We start from the raw sequence: 19,805 nt of genomic DNA, 5'->3' as shown, positions 1-19,805 counted from the left end.
TAGGATTAATTTGCTGAAATTAAGCCACAAAAAAGCCGCTATTAAGCGGCTTTTTTTATTCAAGATGAAGAATGAGGTTGAAGTGCTATCGCACTCATTATCTCAATATTTATCTCAATCTTTATCGCATGGTAACAAATTCTTCAGCGCCGGTCGGGTGAATCGCGACAACAGCATCAAAGTCAGCTTTTGTTGCACCCATCTTCATCGCAACACCAAAGCCTTGGAGGATTTCATCCATGCCAAAACCAATACCATGAATACCGACAACCACTTCATCTTCGCCAGCACAGATTAATTTCATTTTACACGCTTCACGATGAGCGGTAATTGCGGTGTACATAGAGGTGAATCCAGATGTGTACACTTTAATGTTATCTTCGCCGAACTGTTCAGCCGCTTCTGGTTCAGTTAAGCCCATAGTGCCAATTGGTGGGTGACTGAATACGACAGTTGGAATGACACTGTAATCCATTTTAGCGTTTGGCATATTGCCAAATAAACGCTCAGACAGAAGACGCCCAGCTTTAACCGCAACAGGGGTCAGCTCTACGCCGCCTTCCATAATGTCGCCAACACAGTAAATGCCTTTTGCTGTGGTATTTTGCTGCTCATCAGTGACAACATAACCTTTAGCGTTAAGCTTAACGTCGGTGTTTTCTAGGCCGATATTACCCGTTGAAGGTGAGCGACCAATTGCCCAAATCAGCGTATCGACAGTGAGACTTTCACCGTTTTCAAGCTCTAAGGTTAAGCTGTCGTCTGCATTTTTCACTACCGCTTTTGGAATGCTGTGAGTGTGCAGCGTTGGGCCATTGATTTCCATGGCTTCAACTAAAGTGTCAGTTAAAATTGGGTCAAAATTACGAAGTGGAGCATGCTTACGGACTAACAAATGCGTTTCGCTGCCTAGGGCATGCAATACACCAGCAAGCTCTACAGCAATGTAACCTGCACCAACTACAGCGACACGTTTAGGTTGTTCGCGTAGCGCGAAGAAACCGTCAGAGTCGATACCGTACTCTGCGCCTGGAATATTTGGGATCGTTGGCGCGCCGCCTGTGGCAATAAGAATATGATCGGCAGTGTAATGCTCGCCATCGACTTCAATAGTATTGCTATTGACGAATTTACCGTAACCGTTCAGTAGGGTGACGTTGTTACTTGCAAAGCCACGGCCGTACGCATCATGGATGCGGCTGATATAAGCTTCACGGTTATCGACTAAGGTATTCCAGTTAAAGTTATTAACGGTGACGTCAAAACCATAATCTTTAGCAAATAAATGCATTGCTTCGGCTACATGAGCGCCATACCACATGACTTTTTTCGGTACACAGCCCACGTTTACGCAAGTGCCGCCAACGTGCTTAGCTTCAATAACCAATACTTTTGCGCCACGCATAGCCGCGCGATTACCAGAAGCGATACCACCACTACCTGCACCTAGGCAGATATAGTCAAAATGTTGAGCCATGTTAACCCTCTCTATTTATTACTTCTGCCAAGCTATCAATTAATTACAGCCTGACTTTAATAAGTGTTTATTTGAGTTTGAATGATTTAATTGCAGCCATTGTAGGGTGGAATGCAATCACAAGCTAGTTTCAAAGACCGTAAAGTCGGGGAATTTATTGCAGCGAATTACTGACACTCAGTTTAAGACAGAGTCACAATACAGATACAAACAATCATGACTTTGCAGTGAGTAAGACTGCAAAGCTCTGTGTTAAATGATGAGTTGATCATTAGCGGCGGTACTGACATTCAGCTTGTTGCCCTTGTGAAGGACCTTCGCCTTCACAATCCATGCATTGCCATTCTGTCTCACGATGTGACAATTCAGTTTGCAGGTATGCCGCTTGATCATGGTGTTTGAGTTGATTCGATAACTGCTTTATGCGGTTGCCAAGCCAGCGGCAACTCGGGTCGTTGGCAGTTTTTCCTGAGCTGGCGCTCAGTTTTGTTGGCTCAGGTTTACCTGTTATTTGGGGCTTATTATAAGGGGCAATGGATTCATCTCGAAGCATATCTGTGGATGAAAAGTTTAGCGAGCCTTGTTCTGGTGGCAGTGAGATCGGTTGGCCTTGATGGTCGAGCACCATGCCCATGGGGATTGGCTTTGGGGGCGTTGAACTTGTTTTGGTTTGCGTTCCTGTTTGCGTTTTAGCTTTAGTGAGTGTTGATAAGTCACTGGCTTGAGTGGCTGAGCTGAAAAAAGCACAGATAATGAGGCACAAGTATCCTTTTGAATATGTCATAAGCATTCCTTTGCTTGGTGAGTTTGCGCCTTGTTTGCAATGTAAAAACAAACAGGCTTAGGTCAGTGAGCTTAGAAGGCGATGCGTATTAATGCCAGTTTGAGGGAGAGGGTGATGGAAGTTAAAAGCGCCAAGTTAAATGAATGCCAGCGTAACTTTCATCTAAACTACCGCTAATGCCCTCAACTTTTGCTTGTTCTTTGATATCGTCCATAGCAATGGAGTGACTAAAGTGAGCACTGACGGCGATATTGCTTGAGAGTTCATAACTTGCTTCAACGCCCATTTGGAAATGGTTGGCACCATTGTGTTCTTCAGTCGCATATTGAAAATCAAAGCCCTGAGTAATATATGGGGTTACTGTGAACTGCTCTGTCAATTGCCAAGGGCTATGTAAGCTGACCTCGACAAAATATCCTCCAGCTTCTGTTGCATAGGTATACGCAACTGATGGGATCAACCAGTCGACACCGGTGTAGGCTATGACGGCAAAGACTTCATTGTCTGAGCTGCGTTCATCACCATAAAACTCTAAACGTTGGTAACCTATTACAGTCTCAATATCTTCATGTAGGTGTAAAGCGTACTCAAGACCAAAATTCCATTCGATGTAATGTTCAGAGTCACCCCTGACCATAGTGGCATAAGTGGTTAAATCACCAGACGTCACCGCCGCTCCAGCTTGATATATGCCACCACTGTCTAAATTATTTCTACCTTCTGACACATACTTAGAATCCCAGCCCGCATTAAAAGCAAACTCAAGATCTTCTGCTTTAGCATGGGAAGAACAAAGAGCGGTAATCGTCATTATTGATAAGAACAAAGGGGTTATGTTTACTTTCATATCAGTAACGTTTCTCAATAGTGTCGGTAGATGAGTCAAGAATACATCAACTTAACGGGCTAAAAATGATAATGAGTTAGATTTGCGATCAGTTTGTCAATAATTGATATGTAAATTATGAGTAAATGAATATGGATGATACATCACATTTTTTAAGGTTATTTTCAGGTAGAAGAAAAATTAGCCATGTTTATGCCAATCAATGCCATTTAAACAGAGGGCTAATTCTTACTTCAATAAAGAGCTAGACTTGAATTCAATCACTTGAGCCCTTATTAATGTGTAACAGGCAATTATTACCCTATTTCCCGAGGAATCACCTATGAGCAACCCATTGCTAGATAATCCTTTGCTTAAACAAAGCGAACTGCCGCAGTTTTCAGCCATTAAAGCAGAGCATATTCAGCCAGCTGTTGAGCAAGCGATTGCCGATTGTCGTAGTAAAATTGAACAAGTATTGGCAAGTACTAACCAATACACTTGGGAAAACTTGATTGAGCCACTTGAAGAAGTCGATGACCGCTTAAGTAAAATTTGGTCTCCAGTTTCACATATGAATTCAGTGACAAGTACAGATGAATGGCGCGAAGCACACGATGCTTGTTTACCATTATTGTCTGAGTACGGCACGTTCGTTGGCCAACATGAAGGCTTATACCAAGCCTATAAGTCGATTCAAGAATCTGCAGATTTTGAAAAACTGACGACCCCGCAAAAAACCTTATTAACTCAAAGCTTACGTGACTTTGAATTGTCAGGCATTGGTTTGAATGATGAGCAAAAAGTACGCTATGGTGAGATTGTAAAACGCTTATCGGAATTAACTAGCAGCTTTTCAAACCAACTATTAGATGCGACAGAAGCATGGTCTAAATTGATCACTGATGAGGCTGCATTGGCTGGATTACCTGATTCAGCAATTGCTGCAGCAAAGGCAATGGCTGAGGATAAACAGCAGCAAGGTTGGTTATTCACGCTGGATTTCCCTTCCTATTTACCGGTAATGACTTACAGCGAAAACCGTGAGTTGCGTGAAGAGTGCTACCGTGCTTTCGTTACTCGCGCATCAGACCAAGGCCCGAATGCGGGTGAGTTTGATAACAGTGCCAATATGGATGAGATTTTGGCTTTACGCCATGAGCTTGCGCAATTGCTTGGGTTCGATAGCTACGCAGATAAGTCTTTGGCAACTAAAATGGCCAACGACCCAAGCCAAGTTTTATCATTCTTAAATGAATTAGCATTACGTTCAAAAGAGCAAGGAAAGGCAGAACTCGCTGAACTGAAAGCCTTTGCTAAAGAGCACTTTGATGTCACTGAAATGGCTTCATGGGATTTAAGTTTTTATGCTGAAAAATTACAGCAGCACAAATATGAAGTTTCTCAAGAATTACTGCGTCCATATTTTCCTGAAGACAAAGTCTTATCAGGTTTGTTTTATACCGTGTCACGCTTATTCGGCTTGAGCATTGAAGAACAAAAAGACGTGGATACTTGGCATAACGATGTACGCTTCTTCCAGATTTATGATGCTGACAAGGTTCACCGTGGTAGCTTCTATTTAGATTTGTACGCCCGCAGCGGTAAACGTGGCGGCGCATGGATGGATGATTGTCGAGGCCGTCGTGTAACAAGTTCTGGTCTTCAAAAACCCGTTGCTTACTTAACGTGTAACTTTAATGGTCCAGTCGATGGTAAACCCGCGTTGTTTACCCATGATGAAGTCACCACTTTATTCCATGAATTTGGTCATGGTATTCACCATATGTTGACGCAAATTGAAGTCGGCGGTGTTGCTGGCATTAACGGCGTACCTTGGGATGCCGTTGAGCTACCAAGTCAGTTTATGGAAAACTGGTGTTGGCAAGAAGAGGCACTGGCTGAAATTTCTGGTCACTTTGAAACAGGCGAACAGTTACCAAAAGCCTTGTTAGATAAGATGCTAGCAGCAAAGAACTTCCAGTCAGGCATGATGATGTTGCGCCAGCTTGAATTCTCACTGTTTGATTTCAGAATGCATCATGAGTTTGATGCTGAAAAGGGCGCTGATATTCAAGGCATTTTGGATGAAGTACGTAGCCAGGTTGCGGTGAATGTACCTCCTGAGTTCAATCGTTTTCAACATGGTTTTGCACACATTTTTGCTGGTGGATATGCCGCAGGCTATTACAGTTACAAGTGGGCTGAAGTGCTGTCAGCTGATGCATTTTCTCGTTTTGAGGATGAAGGTATTTTTAATCCTGAAACGGGTAAAAGCTTCTTGAATAACATCCTAGAAATGGGCGGCAGTGAAGAACCAATGACTTTATTTGTGCGCTTTATGGGTCGTGAGCCTAATACAGATGCATTATTGCGTCACTCTGGGATCAATGCCTAAGTTGCATTTACTCTTATTTTACGTGTAAGCCATTTATACGTATTAAGAAATGCTAAAAATGAAGAGGCGCCCTAGGGTGCCTTTTATTATTTTTATTCCATCGCAGCTAGCTGGGTTGCAAAATAAACTTATTTTATCGTGAAAGTTACATTACTATGATGGAAGCTACGATAAAAACAACGATAGAACTAATAATATCGAATAAATAATATCGAATAAATAATATCGAATAAATAATCGAATGATTTGAATGGACTCTATTTTGAACGAACAGACATCACCAGAACAACAAATCTTTTTTAACCTATCGCCAGGGCGAACGGTTGATTTGCAGATTGATTTTCCTGTGAAATTTAGAACCAAAGCAACATTAGTAGGTTATGAGTTAGGAAAGTACATCATCTTAAAGCATCCCGCACCGCAGCAGATGAATAACTACAGCGATGTGTTTGTTGAAGGTAATGGCGTGGTGGTGCGCTACTTGTTAGAAGGTCAGCAGGGCGAGTGTTACGCATTCAAGTCAAACATCCGCAATATTACCAAATTACCTGAAAAGCTGATCTTCCTTTCATATCCGAAGCAAATTGAGAATCGGCAATTACGTACTCACCAACGATATGTCACTCATTTGCCCGCCGCGATTCAAGCGAAAGACGAAAATGATGCCAGTCGTGGCACTCAATTAAAGGGCATTATTTCGGATATTTCGCCTAAAGGCTGTGGCTTTGTTTTTAAAACAGATAACCCTAACCTAAAAGTGAGTCAGAAGGACATCATAGTGATGATCCGCAATCCAAATGACGAAGGAATTAGCATTCCTGCCAAAGTTTGTAATAGCCGATTTGAAGACGGCAAGGTCAATGTTGGGATTAAGTTTGAAGAGAATGACCAGCAGATTAAAACCTTACTAAATCAACTTTATATTGATTTGTAATTCCCCAGCATGCATGCCATTTCAATGAAAAAAGCGACTGATTTCAGTCGCTTTTGCCATCGTGCTATCACCTTTAGTAAACCTTTAGTAAACCTTTAGACTGAATTGGTTATCGTTTATCGATAACTTATTGCTGTTATATAACCAATCCGCTAGTTTGGGTTTAAATATTAGTTAGCCCTAAAGTGAATCATGGATAGAATTTATCGCTTAAGTAAATGGATAAAAGGATTGCTGCTGTTGCTCTCATTGATGCAATTAGGCAGCTATATTGCTGTGATGTTTAGTGGCGAATATCGCGATGGTGAATACGCAATGAGTATTGACTGGTGGGGATATTTTAGTAGTTTCTTAAGTGTCAGTTTTGAGTCTTCATGGCAAGCACTCGCAGAGAATTTATATTCGGCAGGATTACATCCTGGCATCATCTTAGGCAGCGTTGAAATATTGCCTTATTTATTCATTTACTATTTCTTGTTCCAACTGTTTAGCCTTTATCAACAGGGTCAGGTATTCACTTCAGCTAATTTCCGCTGTTTAACTCGTATTGCTCAAGTCTTTTTAGTGTGGATCTTTGTCAGCCTTTTTTACCCCATGCTGGTGGCCTATTTCATTCATGTAACCGATCTCGCCGATGGGGTGCCGGGGTATTTTACATTAGGCAGTCAAGAACTCGAATATGCGTTATTTGGACTGATATTTTACTGTATCGGCTGGGTAATGAAGCAAGCAGTAGAGTTGCAAGCAGAAGCGGAATTAACCATTTAATGGCCATCATTATTGAACTAGATGTCATGTTGGCAAAACGGAAAATGAAGTCAACGCAGTTGGCTGAACTTGTAGATATTACCCCGCAAAATTTATCGGTATTACGCAGTGGCCGTGCTAAGGCTATTCGCTTTTCAACGCTGGACGCAATTTGTCATCACTTACAATGTTCGCCCGGCGATATTTTGGTGTATCAGGACGAAACGTAAACATGTTTTTTATTAAGGAAAATAGTATGCACAATTCAGTTAACAGAGTGTCTAGTGTCATTATTGCGGCAGCAGTTCTTATGACAACAGCCTGTACGGTTAGATTAAGTGAAGACACTTTCATTGCCAGCGATGATTCCGCCACCCCTTTTACCGCTGAGTTTACTCATCAGTTACAACAAGCTATGCCTAACAATACCATTAACCCAATAAGCTTAGACGCCAGCGAGCAAGCCCGTTTACATGGCTTTTATATTGATAACCCTAATAGCAAAACCACCATTATGTTCTTTCAAGGTAATGGCATGAAAATCGAGCCTCATACCCTTAATACGCTAACAAGGTTATCGACATTAAATACTGACATTCTAATCGTTGATAGACGCGGACTCGGTGCGAGTGAAGGTCAGCCCAGAATTTACAACCTTGTTGCTGATGCACAACTGCAGCTAGATTACTTACATCAACAATATCAGCCAGACAACGTGATTATTCACGGCTATTCATTGGGTAGTTTTATTGCCGCAGATTTAGCAAAAAACAATAAGATTGCAGGATTGGTATTACAAGGTTCTGCAACAAATGCCGATGACTGGGTCGATGAAAAAACACCATGGTACATGTCACCTTTTATGAGCTTAGAAATGCCACAAGGTTTCCGTAATATAGACAATGAACAAGTGGTGGCTAATCATTATCAAGGGCCGTTATTAGTTATTGCGGGTGAAAATGACGAAGAGGTGCCGCCAGAGTTATCTGAGAAACTCTTTGCTGCTAGTCAGTCTGCTCAAAAACAACTGATAATGGTGCCTAATGTGGGTCATCAAGGTATGTTAGATAGCAAAAAGACCTTGCAGCAATATCAGGCCTTTATAGCCGAGCTTTAAATATGTTGCTTGTGTATACGGAGCTTAATTTCTGATAAATCATATCGTCTGAAATAATAAAAAACGGTACAGCGTATTTACGCCATACCGTTTATTTTTATCTGCATTATGTTGCTTAAAGTTAATTCCGACCACCTTTTAAAGCAGGCCGATATCAAGCTTAACTCGATTAAAGTTAAGCTAATTTAAGGTCATATTGCTGACGGTACATCACCATGTCTTCAATGGTGAGCACTGGCATATTGTGCTTTAAGCCAAAAGCGACAATTTCAGGCGCTTTTGCCATCGTGCCATCTTCGTTAGTGACTTCACACAATACGCCATAAGGCTGTAAACCTGCCATTTGCATTAAATCTACCGTGCCTTCGGTATGACCACGACGAGTGAGTACACCACCTGCGCGAGCGCGTAATGGGAATACATGTCCAGGTCTTGCTAAATCTGATGCTTTAGCATTTGCCGCAGTAGCCGTTTTGATTGTTGTCACGCGATCGGCTGCTGAAACGCCAGTCGTGACGCCTTCTTTAGCTTCAATTGATACCGTAAATGCGGTTTGATTGGCGCTATTGTTATCTGCAACCATTGGCGGTAATTCAAGTTTGCTCGCTTGTGCATCCGTTAAGCATAAACACACGATACCGCTGCATTCGCGGATCATTAATGCCATTTGCTGACTGGTAAGATGCTCAGCTGAATAGATAATATCGCCTTCGTTTTCTCGATCTTCATCATCGAGTAACAATACGCCATTACCTTGTCTTAAGGCAGCTAAGGCTTTTTCAACACGTTCTAGAGGATCGCCAAAAGGCGCAAGTAGTGATAGCTGATTCATGGTTAACTCCTAAAAAATACCAGAATCAGGGCTTTAAAGAGGGTTTTTACGCCAAACGAAATACACCAGTAAGCCCTAGGCTCACTGGTGTATTTCTATTCTCTCTCATCCGGACTATAACCGTCGGCTCTGGAATATGAAGTATTACACTTCAGTCACCAAATCTGCTGACCTCGAAAAATCGAGCGCTCGCGGGCTTAGCTAACTCTACATATAGGTAAAATAGCATCACCGCCGGTGGGGAATTTCGCCCCGCCCTGAGAATTAAAATAATCTGCTTAACGCCCTATGCATTAAACAGCGCCGTCATGGTAAGCCAAAATGTAGCGATAAAAAAGTGCTAATGCTCACAGAGATGGTAATTATTTATTCAACTCTGGCAGGTGAACTTTTCAGGGCTCAATTCGTAATAAGGTGTTCTATTTTATGATTTGTTAATTTAGGTGACGGACTTGATAGCTGGTATGACCTCTGATAGCCTGATGCGCTCAAAAGGAGTAGTAGTATATGAATTTATATTTCCGTCTAATATGGTTAATGTTTTGGCGTAATCGCAAAGCCAAAAAAATCAGCTTTTTAGATATCAGTCGTATTAGTTACCGTGCATTGCCACTTGATTGCGATATCAATATGCATTTAACCAACTCCCGCTATCCAGCGTTTATGGATCTCGCGCGTACCCATATGATTGCCGAAATGGGCATCATGAAAAAACTATTAAAGCTGAAATGGCTACCCATCGTGAATGCGTCGGAATTTACTTTTTTCCGCGACATTAAGCCGATGGAAAAGTTTGAGATTGAAACCAGAATTGTCAGCTGGGATGAAAAATACTTTTATATCGAGCAGCGCTTTGTCACTGCTAGAGGTTTGCACTGCATCATGCATGTTCGTGGTGTATTTGTGTGTAAGGGTAAACAAGTGCCTATTACTGAATTAGTGGCCGCAGCAGGTTATGAAGGTCCCACTCCTGAAATGCCACCTGAATTAGTTAAGTGGAAAGCGTTTTTACAGGTGAAGAAAGAACAAAATCAAGCGCCTAAATTGAGTTTAGCATCATAAGGTTTATGATAGGTATTTAGGCTCAACATTGACTGGAATGACTGTGGCAACATTAGAGAAGTTTAGTGATATTTTTGATCGTGCAGCTGAGCGAAAAGGCGGTGCTAAGTCGTTAGGCTTATTGATGCCACACACCTTAGAAGCCGACGAAATTGGACAGTTTTCTGATGCTCAGTTGTTATCAGCGATGAGCAAGCAAGTGTTTCAGAGTGGTTTTGTATGGCGGGTTGTTGAAAATAAATGGCCAGCGTACGAAAAAGCCTTCTTTGACTTTGAGCCACTCAAAGTATTGATGTTGTCACCGGATCAAATCCAGCAAAGAGCATCAGATGCGACACTCATTCGTCATCAAAAGAAAACCCAGTCGATTGTCGATAATGCTTATATGATCCAACAAATTGCTGCGGAACACGGTAGCTTTGCGGAGTTTATTGCTAACTGGCCTGAAGAGGATATTACTGGTTTGTGGCAAGCTCTAAAAAAGAAAGGTAGCCGTTTAGGCGGGAATACTGGGCCATACTTTTTACGCAATGTTGGTAAAGATACGTTTTTATTGACCAATGACGTACAGTCATACCTTAAAGCAACTCAGGTTGTTGATGCTGGATTTACATCACAAACGGCTTTACGCCAAGCGCAAGCCGCTTTTAATCATTGGCAGCAAGAATCAAGCTTAAGCCTTGCACACATTAGTCGGATTATTTCGCTGAGTGTAGGTGATAACCGAGTTTAACTGGGTTTCGTTTCATAGCGACATAAAAACATCAACGCGACTTCTGACGCTATTTCCTGCAGCTCTGCCTCAGTGAGTTGTTTTGAAAATTGCAGCACTTGAGGCCAAAAGCATGGTCCTTTAATCAGGCTGTGAATTTGCATTAAAGCAACATTCTCATCTTTTATCTCGAGTTTACCATCTGCCATTGCCGCTCTTATCCAGCGTAAAGTCGCCCCTTCCTGATTTTTAACTCGCATCAGTTCTTGGTTCATTTCTTGTGGACAATAGAAAAAGTGTCCCATTGCCATGCGCGTTAACTCGATATATTCATTACTGTTGATGAAGTTAATCTCAGTGAGTACTAAGTCCGTTAACTGCTGGTGTAGCGGAACATCAAGCTGATATTTAGCGACATTATGATTGATTGAACGTTCCCACAGATCAGCCATTAATGTCATGACAATGGCTTCTTTAGTTTCAAAATGATTGTAAACCGTGCGCTTAGATACTTTGGCGACTTCCGCTAATTTATCCATGCTTGTTGCTGCTACACCAAATTCAGTAAAGGTGATTTTGGCTGCTTCAATAATCGCGATGCGCTTTTTTTGGCTTAAGGTCATTTTTTCAGTGGTCATCGTTAGGTCTCAAATCATCTTCTGCGGGATATTCTACACTGAGCAGTTTACTTTTCAATATAAGTTTAATAAACTGCACCGTGTAGTTTACTTTTGGTGGTGTGAATGAAATATTTACTTGTCTTGATAGGGGTCGTAGTGATGGGGTTGTCAATTAAGTCATTTTTGGGTGCTGATAAAACAGAGACACCTAAATACCAAAATAGCGATATTCAGTACCAGTCAGGTTTAAGTGATATATGGAGTATTGCTAAAAGCTATATGACCACTAAAAGACTGCATCCCGTCCCAGAAGTAGACGTACCAGTCAAACCTATGACTGCTGTTAGTTTAAGTTTTTCTACAGAAGATGAAATTTTTAGACTTGGCCATTCCACCTTACTTATTCGCCTTGATGGTGAATATATCCTTTTAGATCCGGTGTTTAGTCAAAGAGCATCACCTGTTCAATGGGCGGGGCCAAAACGTTTTCATCAGTCTCCGATAAATATTGAACAATTACCCCCTATAAAGACGGTCATTATTAGTCATGACCATTATGATCATCTTGATAAAGCAGCCGTGATTGCACTTGAAGATAAGGTTGAGCATTTTGTGACGCCCCAAAAAGTTGGCGATCACTTAATTGAGTGGGGTATTGAACCAAGCAAAGTGACACAGTTAGCTTGGTGGGATGAGTTGACGTTAGGTGAGTTAACCTTAGTCGCCACACCAGCTCAGCATTTTTCTGGGCGCGGGCTATTTGATCGAGATGCGACTTTATGGGCGAGTTGGGTGATCCAAGGTCAGCAAAGTAAGCTATTTTTTAGTGGTGACGGTGGTTATTTTTCTGGTTTCAAGGAAATCGGTGAAAGATACGGACCATTTGATCTCACCATGATTGAAACGGGTGCCTATAATGAAATGTGGAGTGAGATCCATATGCTTCCTGAACAAAGTTTACAGGCGCACATTGATTTAAATGGCGAACTGTTTAATCAAAAAGCCATGTTACCAATTCATAATGGCACCTTTGATTTAGCATTACATGATTGGTTTGAACCATTGGAGCGTATTGTGGCATTAGGTGAAAAAGCCAATGTAAATGTGATTACTCCTGTGTTTGGTGAGGCGATTAGCTTGAAAGCGCCTATAGTTAAATCACGGTGGTGGCGTGAGATGCTTGCCAATGAAGAGTTGGTTTTGCAGTCACAGTAAGTTTTGTAAGAAAATAGGAAAATATCTGGTTTAACCTAAATTAAACCAAACAATATACTATTTCATATACATTTATTTTAACGTTATGTTGTATATTGGTGTTTTTGTAGCCCGTTTCAATGTAACGTTTTTGTAACATAAAAGGGTTGTATTTTTTGTTGACACAAATTAGTTAACAAACCAGAAACAAGTCAGCTAAGTTTATTATTTGTTTACAATTTATAATATTTTAAATGGTTGTTGAGTTTATATGGGTGTGCGATAACAGTGCCCATCAAAAAGTAAGTAAATTAAAACGTTAGGAATATCGCTATTTAGCAACTGTTACGCAATGAAGCGAATGGTTACTGATGATGTCATTAGGAGTAAGAACAGTCATGCACAAAGCACTGAAAATAGCCTCAGTAATCACTGCGGCTTTATGGATTACCGCTTGTGGTCAAGCCGATAAGGCTCAAACCCAGCAAAAAGCACCTCCCGTTCCAGTTGGAGTGTTGAGTGTGACTGAGCAATCTCAAGCTATTCAAGTTGAGCTACCTGGTCGTAGTCGTGCTTTTTTAGAAGCTGAAGTACGTCCGCAGGTATCTGGCATTATCACTAATCGTGGTTTTGTTGAAGGCAAAGATGTTGAAGCCGGTCAATCACTGTATCAAATTGACTCAGCAACATATAAAGCTGCGTTAATCAGTGCAGAAGCTGACTTAGCAAGCGCCAATGCAGCTTTAGGTTCAGCAAAAGCAACGGCTGATCGTTATGCTGCACTTGTGCAAACCAATGCCATTAGTAAGCAAGACTTTGATGAAGCAGATGCCGCTTATAAAGAAGCGATTGCGAATGTGACAGTGGCCGAAGCTGCAATTAACACTGCCAACATTAACCTTGAATATACTGAAGTTAAAGCGCCTATTTCTGGCCGCATCGGTAAATCAAGTGTGACTCCTGGTGCATTGGTTACAGCTAACCAATCAACGATTTTAGCTAAAATTCAGCAACTTGATCCAATCAATGTTGATATCGCTCAATCAAGTGCCCAGTTACTTCGTTTAAAAGCAAAGCTGAAAGCAGGTAAATTACAGCAAAGTGAAAATGCCGAAGTAAAGCTTATTCTTGAAGATGGCAGCACTTACGAGCAGATTGGTACGTTACAGTTTGCTGAAGTCAGTGTTGATGAAGCAACAGGTTCAGTGACCTTACGTGCTGAATTCCCTAACCCTGATGGTGTATTGCTGCCTGGTATGTATGTACGTGCGATTTTGAATGCTGGTCAAGATCCTAAAGCGATTTTAGTTCCGCAAAAAGCCATTTCACGTAATACCAAAGGCGAAGCAGTGGCGATGGTTGTTGGTCAAGGCAATAAAGTTGAAACGCGTGTTGTGACAACTGCTGAAGTGATTAATCACCAATGGCGTATCACTGAAGGTTTGAAAACTGGCGATAAATTGATTGTTGAAGGCTTACAAAAAATTCGTCACGGATCGGAAGTAACTCCACAAGTATTGTCAGCGACTAAAGCAACCACTGAAACTAAATAGGGTAACGTTATGGCTCGTTTCTTTATCGATCGCCCTATTTTTGCATGGGTGATTTCAATCTTAATCATGCTGGCAGGTGTCTTAGCAATTAAAGACCTTCCAGTTGCACAATACCCAAGTATTGCGCCACCAACCGTAGAGATTACTGCGTTTTATCCAGGTGCGTCTGCAAAGACCATGGAAGATACAGTAACTCAGGTTATTGAGCAGCGTATGACAGGTATTGACCATCTGCGCTACATTGCTTCAAGCAGTGACAGTTTCGGTAATGCGACTATTACCTTAACGTTTAATGCTGAAGCAGACCCTGATATTGCCCAAGTACAGGTGCAAAATAAGCTGCAAGCAGCGATGACTTTGTTACCTCAAGAAGTGCAGTCTCAAGGGGTTAACGTTGTTAAATCAAGTGCTGGCTTCTTGATGGTTGCAGCATTTGTATCTGAAGATGGCTCTTTAGAAAAAGGCGACATCGCGGATTATGTTGCTGCCAACATTCAAGATCCATTAAGCCGTGTACCTGGCGTAGGTGAAATCCAGTTATTTGGTGCCCAGTATGCAATGCGTATATGGCTAGACCCGCTTAAACTTACCCAATATAACCTGACCAGTATTGATGTCATGGCTGCGATTCAAGAGCAAAATGCTCAAGTTTCAGCGGGTCAATTAGGTGGTGCGCCATCGGTTGCAGGTCAAGAGTTAAATGCAACAGTAACAGCGCAAAGTCGTCTACAAACGCCTGAGCAATTCCGCGAGATTATTCTTAAGTCTGACCCATCAGGCGCGAATGTTTACCTGAATGATGTTGCTCGTGTTGAGCTAGGGTCTGAAAGTTATTCTGTTGAATCATTTTATAATGGTAAGCCTGCATCAGGTGTTGGTGTTCAGCTAGCAACTGGTGCTAACGCGCTAGATACTGCTAAGAATGTCCGTGAAAAGTTAGATGAATTAAAAACTTACTTCCCTGATAGTTTAGAAATTTACTATCCATATGACACGACACCATTCGTTGAGAAATCAATTGAGGGTGTTGTACATACGCTGATTGAAGCGGTTGTTTTAGTGTTCTTGATTATGTATCTGTTCCTACAGAACTTCAGAGCAACGCTTATTCCGACGATTGCGGTTCCTGTTGTATTACTTGGTACTTTCGCGATTTTATCAGCGACAGGTTTCTCGATTAATACCTTGACCATGTTTGCAATGGTACTGGCCATCGGTCTACTGGTGGATGATGCCATCGTGGTGGTGGAAAACGTCGAGCGGGTTATGTCCGAAGAGGGGCTCAGTCCACTCGAAGCTACCCGAAAATCGATGGACCAGATCACCGGTGCACTAATTGGTATTGGTTTAACCTTATCGGCTGTATTTGTTCCAATGGCATTTATGTCAGGCTCAACGGGTGTTATTTACCGTCAGTTCTCGATTACGATTGTGTCAGCGATGGCATTATCAGTATTGATTGCAATGATCTTAACTCCAGCACTTTGTGCCACCATGCTTAAGCCTATTCCAAAAGGCCATACTCACACGAATAAAGGCTTCTTCGGTTGGTTTAACCGCAGCTTTGACAAGTTAACATCGCGTTATGAAGCCAGCGTTGCGGCTATCCTGAAACGTACCGTTCGCATGATGGGTGTATATCTTGTACTTGTGATTGCTACGGCATGGATTTTCATGCGTATGCCAACGGCATTCTTGCCTGATGAAGACCAAGGTATCTTGTTTACTCAAGCTATTTTGCCGACTAACTCGACGCAAGAAAGTACCATTAAAGTGCTTGAAGAAGTCAGTGACTATTACCTGAATGAAGAAGGCGATACTGTTAAATCTGTATTTAGCGTAGCTGGTTTCAGTTTTGCGGGTTCTGGTCAAAACATGGGTATTGCTTTCGTAGGTCTTGAAGACTGGGCCGAGCGTGGTGAAGGGCAAGATGTTCAATCATTGTCTAACCGTGCTATGGGTCGCTTCATGCAAATGAAAGAGGCATTGGTGTTTGCCTTTGTGCCGCCCGCGGTAATCGAATTAGGTACATCGAATGGTTTCGATATGTATCTGCAAGATCGCGGTGGTCAAGGACACGAGGCCTTAGTGGCAGCGCGTAACCAACTGCTGGGTATGGCAGCACAAAATCCAAACCTTGTGGGGGTTCGTCCAAATGGACAAGAAGACGCCCCGATGTATGAAATCCATGTTGATCAAGCCAAAATCCGCGCTTTAGGTGTCGATATTGATAATGTCAACAGCGTACTGGCAACCGCTTATGGTGGTTCATACGTCAATGATTTCATCGACCGTGGCCGAGTGAAGAAAGTATACGTTCAAGGTGAAGCTGAATACCGTATGCAGCCTAGCGATTTAGATAGCTGGTATGTACGTAATTCAGAAGGTGAAATGGTACCTTTCTCAGCCTTTACCACAGGTACTTGGGAGTTTGGTTCACCTCAGTTACAACGTTTTAATGGTTTACCAGCAATCAATATTCAAGGTGCCACTATGCCTGGGTACAGTACTGGTGACGCTATGAATGATTTCGAAGAAATGGTGAAGCAGTTACCACCAGGATTCGGCATTGAGTGGAACGGTCTATCTTATGAAGAAAGATTGTCAGGCAACCAAGCTCCTGCGTTATATGCCTTATCCATTTTGGTCGTATTCTTAGTACTTGCGGCGCTATATGAAAGTTGGTCAGTACCCTTTGCGGTTATCTTGGTAGTACCTTTAGGGGTTATCGGGGCATTATTAGCGATGAACGGTCGTGGATTACCGAACGATGTATTCTTCCAAGTAGGCCTACTGACGACAGTGGGGCTTGCGACCAAGAATGCGATCTTAATTGTAGAATTTGCTAAAGAATTCTACGACAAAGGCGCAGGATTGATTGAGGCAACATTGCATGCGGTTCGTGTACGTTTGCGTCCAATCTTGATGACATCATTAGCATTTGGTTTAGGTGTTGTTCCACTGGCAATCAGTACAGGTGTTGGTTCTGGTAGTAAGAATGCACTTGGTACTGGTGTACTAGGTGGCATGATGAGCTCAACCTTTATTGGTATCTTCTTAATCCCGCTGTTCTTCGTGGTGGTTGAGAGAATATTCAGTAAAAAAGAGCGTAAAGGCTATAAACCGCCTGAAGCTGAATCGGAAAGCACTGAGAAAAGTTAATCGTATTAACTGACTATCACTTAAAAAGCCTGCAATATGCAGGCTTTTTTATGCCCGAACATAAATTATAGTTAAGTCCAAATAGGCAATATACTGATCCTTATAGTGTCCGATAAACGTAACATGGTCATCAGTTTAGTTATAAGATACTGGCATTAATAAGGATGTGTGTTGGATGTAGGAGTGAACGATGAAAATGATAATCGGAATATTGCTGTTGATTGCGCCATTAATAGCATCAGCGGCGCCCTCATTAAATCATCTTGTGGAGGATGTAGAAGGTAATAAGGTTAGCTTGAGCGAGTTTAAAGGCAAAGTCGTTTATGTGGATTTTTGGTCATCTTGGTGTGGGCCATGTAGAAAATCATTTCCATGGATGAATCAAATGCATGAGCAATATCAGCAGCAAGGCTTAGCTGTTGTGGCGATTAATCTAGATGTTGAAATCGAATTAGCCCAAGTATTTTTAGAACAGTTACCAGCACAATTTACGATTCGTTATGATCCCGAAAGTGAAGTCGCAAGACTATTTGGCTTAAAAGGGATGCCAAGTAGCTTTATCTTCAATCGCCAAGGAGAACTCGTGCAGCAACATACTGGGTTTAATTTGGAGCAGACTTCTCAATATGAACAAGAGCTAGTGAATTTACTGGAGCAATAAAAAAGCCAATGACAGCTGATTGCTATCATTGGCTTTAAGGCGTTTTCATTCTTTTCTATGGTGTGTAGTAAGTTGCAGCACCAGGGCCTACAGGGAAGCCAAGCACGAACACCCATAGGAAGAAGAACAGAGTCCAGCCAATAAAGAACACGATAGAGTATGGCAACATGGTAGCGATCAGTGTACCAATTCCTAGATTCTTCTTATAACGGCTTGCGACCGCAAGAATAAGTCCAAAGTAACTCATCATTGGGGTGATAAGGTTCGTTACCGAATCACCAATACGATACGCAGCCTGAATAGTTTCAGGGGCATAACCGACAAGCATCAGCATAGGCACAAAAATAGGTGCAGTCACCGCCCATTGTGCAGATGCACTGCCTAGCATTAAGTTAATAAAACCACATAGCATGATAAACAATACAAACACTAGTGGGCCAGTTAATCCTATGCTGCTCAATGCATCGGCGCCAGTAACCGCAAGCACAGCGCCTAAGTTTGTCCATTTAAAGAATGCGACAAATTGAGATGCAAAGAAAACCAACACAATGTACATACCCATGGTACTCATGCTGTGAGACATGGCATTAATGATATCAGTGTCTTTTTTCATGCTGCCGACCACTTTACCGTAAACTAAGCCTGGAATAGCAAAGCCGATAAAGATGAATGCAACAATCCCTTTCAGAAATGGTGAACCTGCGACTAACCCTGTTTCAGGGTTACGAAGTGCGCCCCACTCTGGAACAATGGTTAAAGCAAGTAAGCCAGATAGGACTAATACAGAAAAACCTGCCATTTTTAGCGCATGTTTTTCTTCTGCAGTCACCACATCCATTTTTTGTTCTGATAAATCGTCAGCGGCTTCAGCTACGTCATATTTCCCCAGTTTAGGCTCAACGATTTTTTCAGTCACTAATGCGCCTAACCCGGTGATTAAAAAGGTGGAAACGAACATGAAGTACCAATTCACTTCTGGTCCAACAATGTACTCTGGATCAATCATCTGAGCGGCCGCTTCGGTAATACCTGAAAGCAGCGGGTCGACGGTTCCTAACAATAAGTTGGCACTATAACCGCCCGATACCCCTGCAAAGGCAGCAGCAAGACCGGCTAATGGATGGCGACCAAGGGAGTGAAATATCATCGCAGCCATTGGGATAAGCACGACGTAACCTAACTCTGAGGCTGTGTTAGACACAATACCCGCAAACACAATCGTGAGTGTCACAAGACGCTTAGAAGCGCCCATCACTAACAAACGCATAGCGGCAGAAAGTAGTCCTGAGCGTTCGGCAATACCTACACCTAGTAAGGCAACAAGTACAGTACCTAGTGGCGTGAAACCAGTAAAGTTAGTGACGAGGTTTGAGACAATCATTCTCAAACCTTCAGCATTCATTAAGCTGACAACATGGATCAGTCCATCTTCGCTTCGGCCTGAACTACCAATGGGTCTAGGGTCTGCGACCGTGAGCTCGAAATAACCTGCAATACCGCTCATAGCTATAACGGCTAAACAGAACATGGCAAATAAGGTAATTGGGTGAGGTAACAGGTTACCTAAACGCTCAACAATATTAAGAAATTTTACAAAAGCACCACTAGAAGCAATATCTTGAGGTGTCTGATTATTTGGCGGCGCGCCATTACCGGTTGGGCTCGTATTTGATGGAGTTGTGGTCATGATCTTCCCTTTAGCTTGGCTTAATTATTATGTGTTTGA

17 protein-coding genes and 1 riboswitch are annotated in these 19,805 nt (G+C 42.2%); of the genes, 11 read left to right on the top strand and 6 right to left on the bottom strand.

Annotation, left to right across the window (positions count from 1 at the left end; genetic code table 11):
• Positions 1 to 121 precede the first annotated feature (121 nt).
• The 3 genes from gorA to L2737_RS18705 all read right to left on the bottom strand — a co-directional run bounded on the left by gorA (position 122) and on the right by L2737_RS18705 (position 3,108).
• Entirely contained in the window at positions 122 to 1,477 is a 1,356-nt protein-coding gene (gorA, locus tag L2737_RS18715; protein WP_248956742.1) for a glutathione-disulfide reductase, read from the bottom strand.
• Positions 1,478 to 1,748: 271 nt separating this feature from the next.
• Positions 1,749 to 2,261, bottom strand: coding sequence for a hypothetical protein (locus tag L2737_RS18710; protein ID WP_102526992.1), 513 nt, complete (start codon positions 2,259 to 2,261; stop codon positions 1,749 to 1,751).
• A 121-nt stretch (positions 2,262 to 2,382) separates the two neighbouring features.
• Complete coding sequence (locus L2737_RS18705) at positions 2,383 to 3,108, bottom strand: hypothetical protein (protein ID WP_248956741.1); 726 nt, start codon at positions 3,106 to 3,108, stop codon at positions 2,383 to 2,385.
• 322 nt (positions 3,109 to 3,430) lie between these two features.
• On the opposite strand from L2737_RS18705, the gene prlC reads away from it, so the two are divergent.
• From prlC to L2737_RS18680, 5 genes are all read left to right on the top strand, one after another.
• On the top strand, positions 3,431 to 5,485 hold the full coding sequence (prlC, locus tag L2737_RS18700) for an oligopeptidase A (RefSeq protein WP_248956740.1): 2,055 nt from the start codon (positions 3,431 to 3,433) through the stop codon (positions 5,483 to 5,485).
• A 262-nt stretch (positions 5,486 to 5,747) separates the two neighbouring features.
• The gene (locus L2737_RS18695; protein ID WP_248956739.1) at positions 5,748 to 6,419 is read left to right on the top strand and encodes a flagellar brake domain-containing protein; all 672 of its coding nucleotides are present in this window, start codon (positions 5,748 to 5,750) and stop codon (positions 6,417 to 6,419) included.
• A 192-nt stretch (positions 6,420 to 6,611) separates the two neighbouring features.
• A complete protein-coding gene (locus tag L2737_RS18690) occupies positions 6,612 to 7,187 on the top strand; it encodes a DUF2975 domain-containing protein (protein WP_248956738.1) in 576 nt (191 codons plus the stop codon).
• Complete coding sequence (locus L2737_RS18685) at positions 7,187 to 7,396, top strand: helix-turn-helix domain-containing protein (RefSeq protein ID WP_248956737.1); 210 nt, start codon at positions 7,187 to 7,189, stop codon at positions 7,394 to 7,396. The genes L2737_RS18690 and L2737_RS18685 overlap by 1 nt, the downstream gene beginning before the upstream one ends.
• Before the next feature lie 26 nt (positions 7,397 to 7,422).
• Complete coding sequence (locus L2737_RS18680; RefSeq protein ID WP_248956736.1) at positions 7,423 to 8,283, top strand: alpha/beta hydrolase; 861 nt, start codon at positions 7,423 to 7,425, stop codon at positions 8,281 to 8,283.
• Between the two features lie 175 nt (positions 8,284 to 8,458).
• Here L2737_RS18680 and ribB read toward each other — a convergent pair whose 3' ends face one another.
• Positions 8,459 to 9,115: a 3,4-dihydroxy-2-butanone-4-phosphate synthase gene (ribB, locus tag L2737_RS18675; RefSeq protein WP_102526985.1), complete on the bottom strand. Its 657-nt coding sequence runs from the start codon at positions 9,113 to 9,115 to the stop codon at positions 8,459 to 8,461.
• Between the two features lie 93 nt (positions 9,116 to 9,208).
• A riboswitch (FMN riboswitch) is annotated at positions 9,209 to 9,384 on the bottom strand.
• Positions 9,385 to 9,622: 238 nt separating this feature from the next.
• Between ribB and L2737_RS18670 the strand changes: the two genes are divergently transcribed.
• Both L2737_RS18670 and L2737_RS18665 read left to right on the top strand, forming a co-directional pair.
• Entirely contained in the window at positions 9,623 to 10,177 is a 555-nt protein-coding gene (locus L2737_RS18670; protein WP_248956735.1) for a thioesterase family protein, read from the top strand.
• 43 nt (positions 10,178 to 10,220) lie between these two features.
• A complete protein-coding gene (locus tag L2737_RS18665; RefSeq protein ID WP_248956771.1) occupies positions 10,221 to 10,910 on the top strand; it encodes a DNA-3-methyladenine glycosylase I in 690 nt (229 codons plus the stop codon).
• Here the strand turns inward: L2737_RS18665 and L2737_RS18660 are convergent.
• On the bottom strand, positions 10,907 to 11,527 hold the full coding sequence (locus L2737_RS18660; RefSeq protein WP_229370567.1) for a TetR/AcrR family transcriptional regulator: 621 nt from the start codon (positions 11,525 to 11,527) through the stop codon (positions 10,907 to 10,909). The genes L2737_RS18665 and L2737_RS18660 overlap by 4 nt on opposite strands.
• Positions 11,528 to 11,632: 105 nt before the next feature.
• On the opposite strand from L2737_RS18660, the gene L2737_RS18655 reads away from it, so the two are divergent.
• The 4 genes from L2737_RS18655 (at position 11,633) to L2737_RS18640 (ending at position 18,079) form a co-directional block, all read left to right on the top strand.
• A complete protein-coding gene (locus tag L2737_RS18655; protein WP_248956734.1) occupies positions 11,633 to 12,724 on the top strand; it encodes an MBL fold metallo-hydrolase in 1,092 nt (363 codons plus the stop codon).
• 377 nt (positions 12,725 to 13,101) lie between these two features.
• Positions 13,102 to 14,256, top strand: a complete 1,155-nt coding sequence (locus tag L2737_RS18650) for an efflux RND transporter periplasmic adaptor subunit (protein WP_248956733.1) — start codon at positions 13,102 to 13,104, stop codon at positions 14,254 to 14,256.
• A 9-nt stretch (positions 14,257 to 14,265) separates the two neighbouring features.
• Positions 14,266 to 17,418, top strand: a complete 3,153-nt coding sequence (locus L2737_RS18645) for an efflux RND transporter permease subunit (protein WP_102526980.1) — start codon at positions 14,266 to 14,268, stop codon at positions 17,416 to 17,418.
• A gap of 190 nt (positions 17,419 to 17,608) precedes the next feature.
• The gene (locus tag L2737_RS18640; RefSeq protein WP_248956732.1) at positions 17,609 to 18,079 is read left to right on the top strand and encodes a TlpA disulfide reductase family protein; all 471 of its coding nucleotides are present in this window, start codon (positions 17,609 to 17,611) and stop codon (positions 18,077 to 18,079) included.
• Between the two features lie 55 nt (positions 18,080 to 18,134).
• Here L2737_RS18640 and L2737_RS18635 read toward each other — a convergent pair whose 3' ends face one another.
• A complete protein-coding gene (locus L2737_RS18635) occupies positions 18,135 to 19,766 on the bottom strand; it encodes an AbgT family transporter (RefSeq protein WP_229370582.1) in 1,632 nt (543 codons plus the stop codon).
• Between the last annotated feature and the right edge of the window lie 39 nt (positions 19,767 to 19,805).

The sequence above is a fragment of the Shewanella electrodiphila genome, from assembly GCF_023283985.1.
In the GTDB taxonomy this organism is placed as follows: Bacteria; Pseudomonadota; Gammaproteobacteria; order Enterobacterales; family Shewanellaceae; genus Shewanella; species Shewanella electrodiphila.
This window is presented reverse-complemented; position numbering and strand designations above follow the sequence as displayed.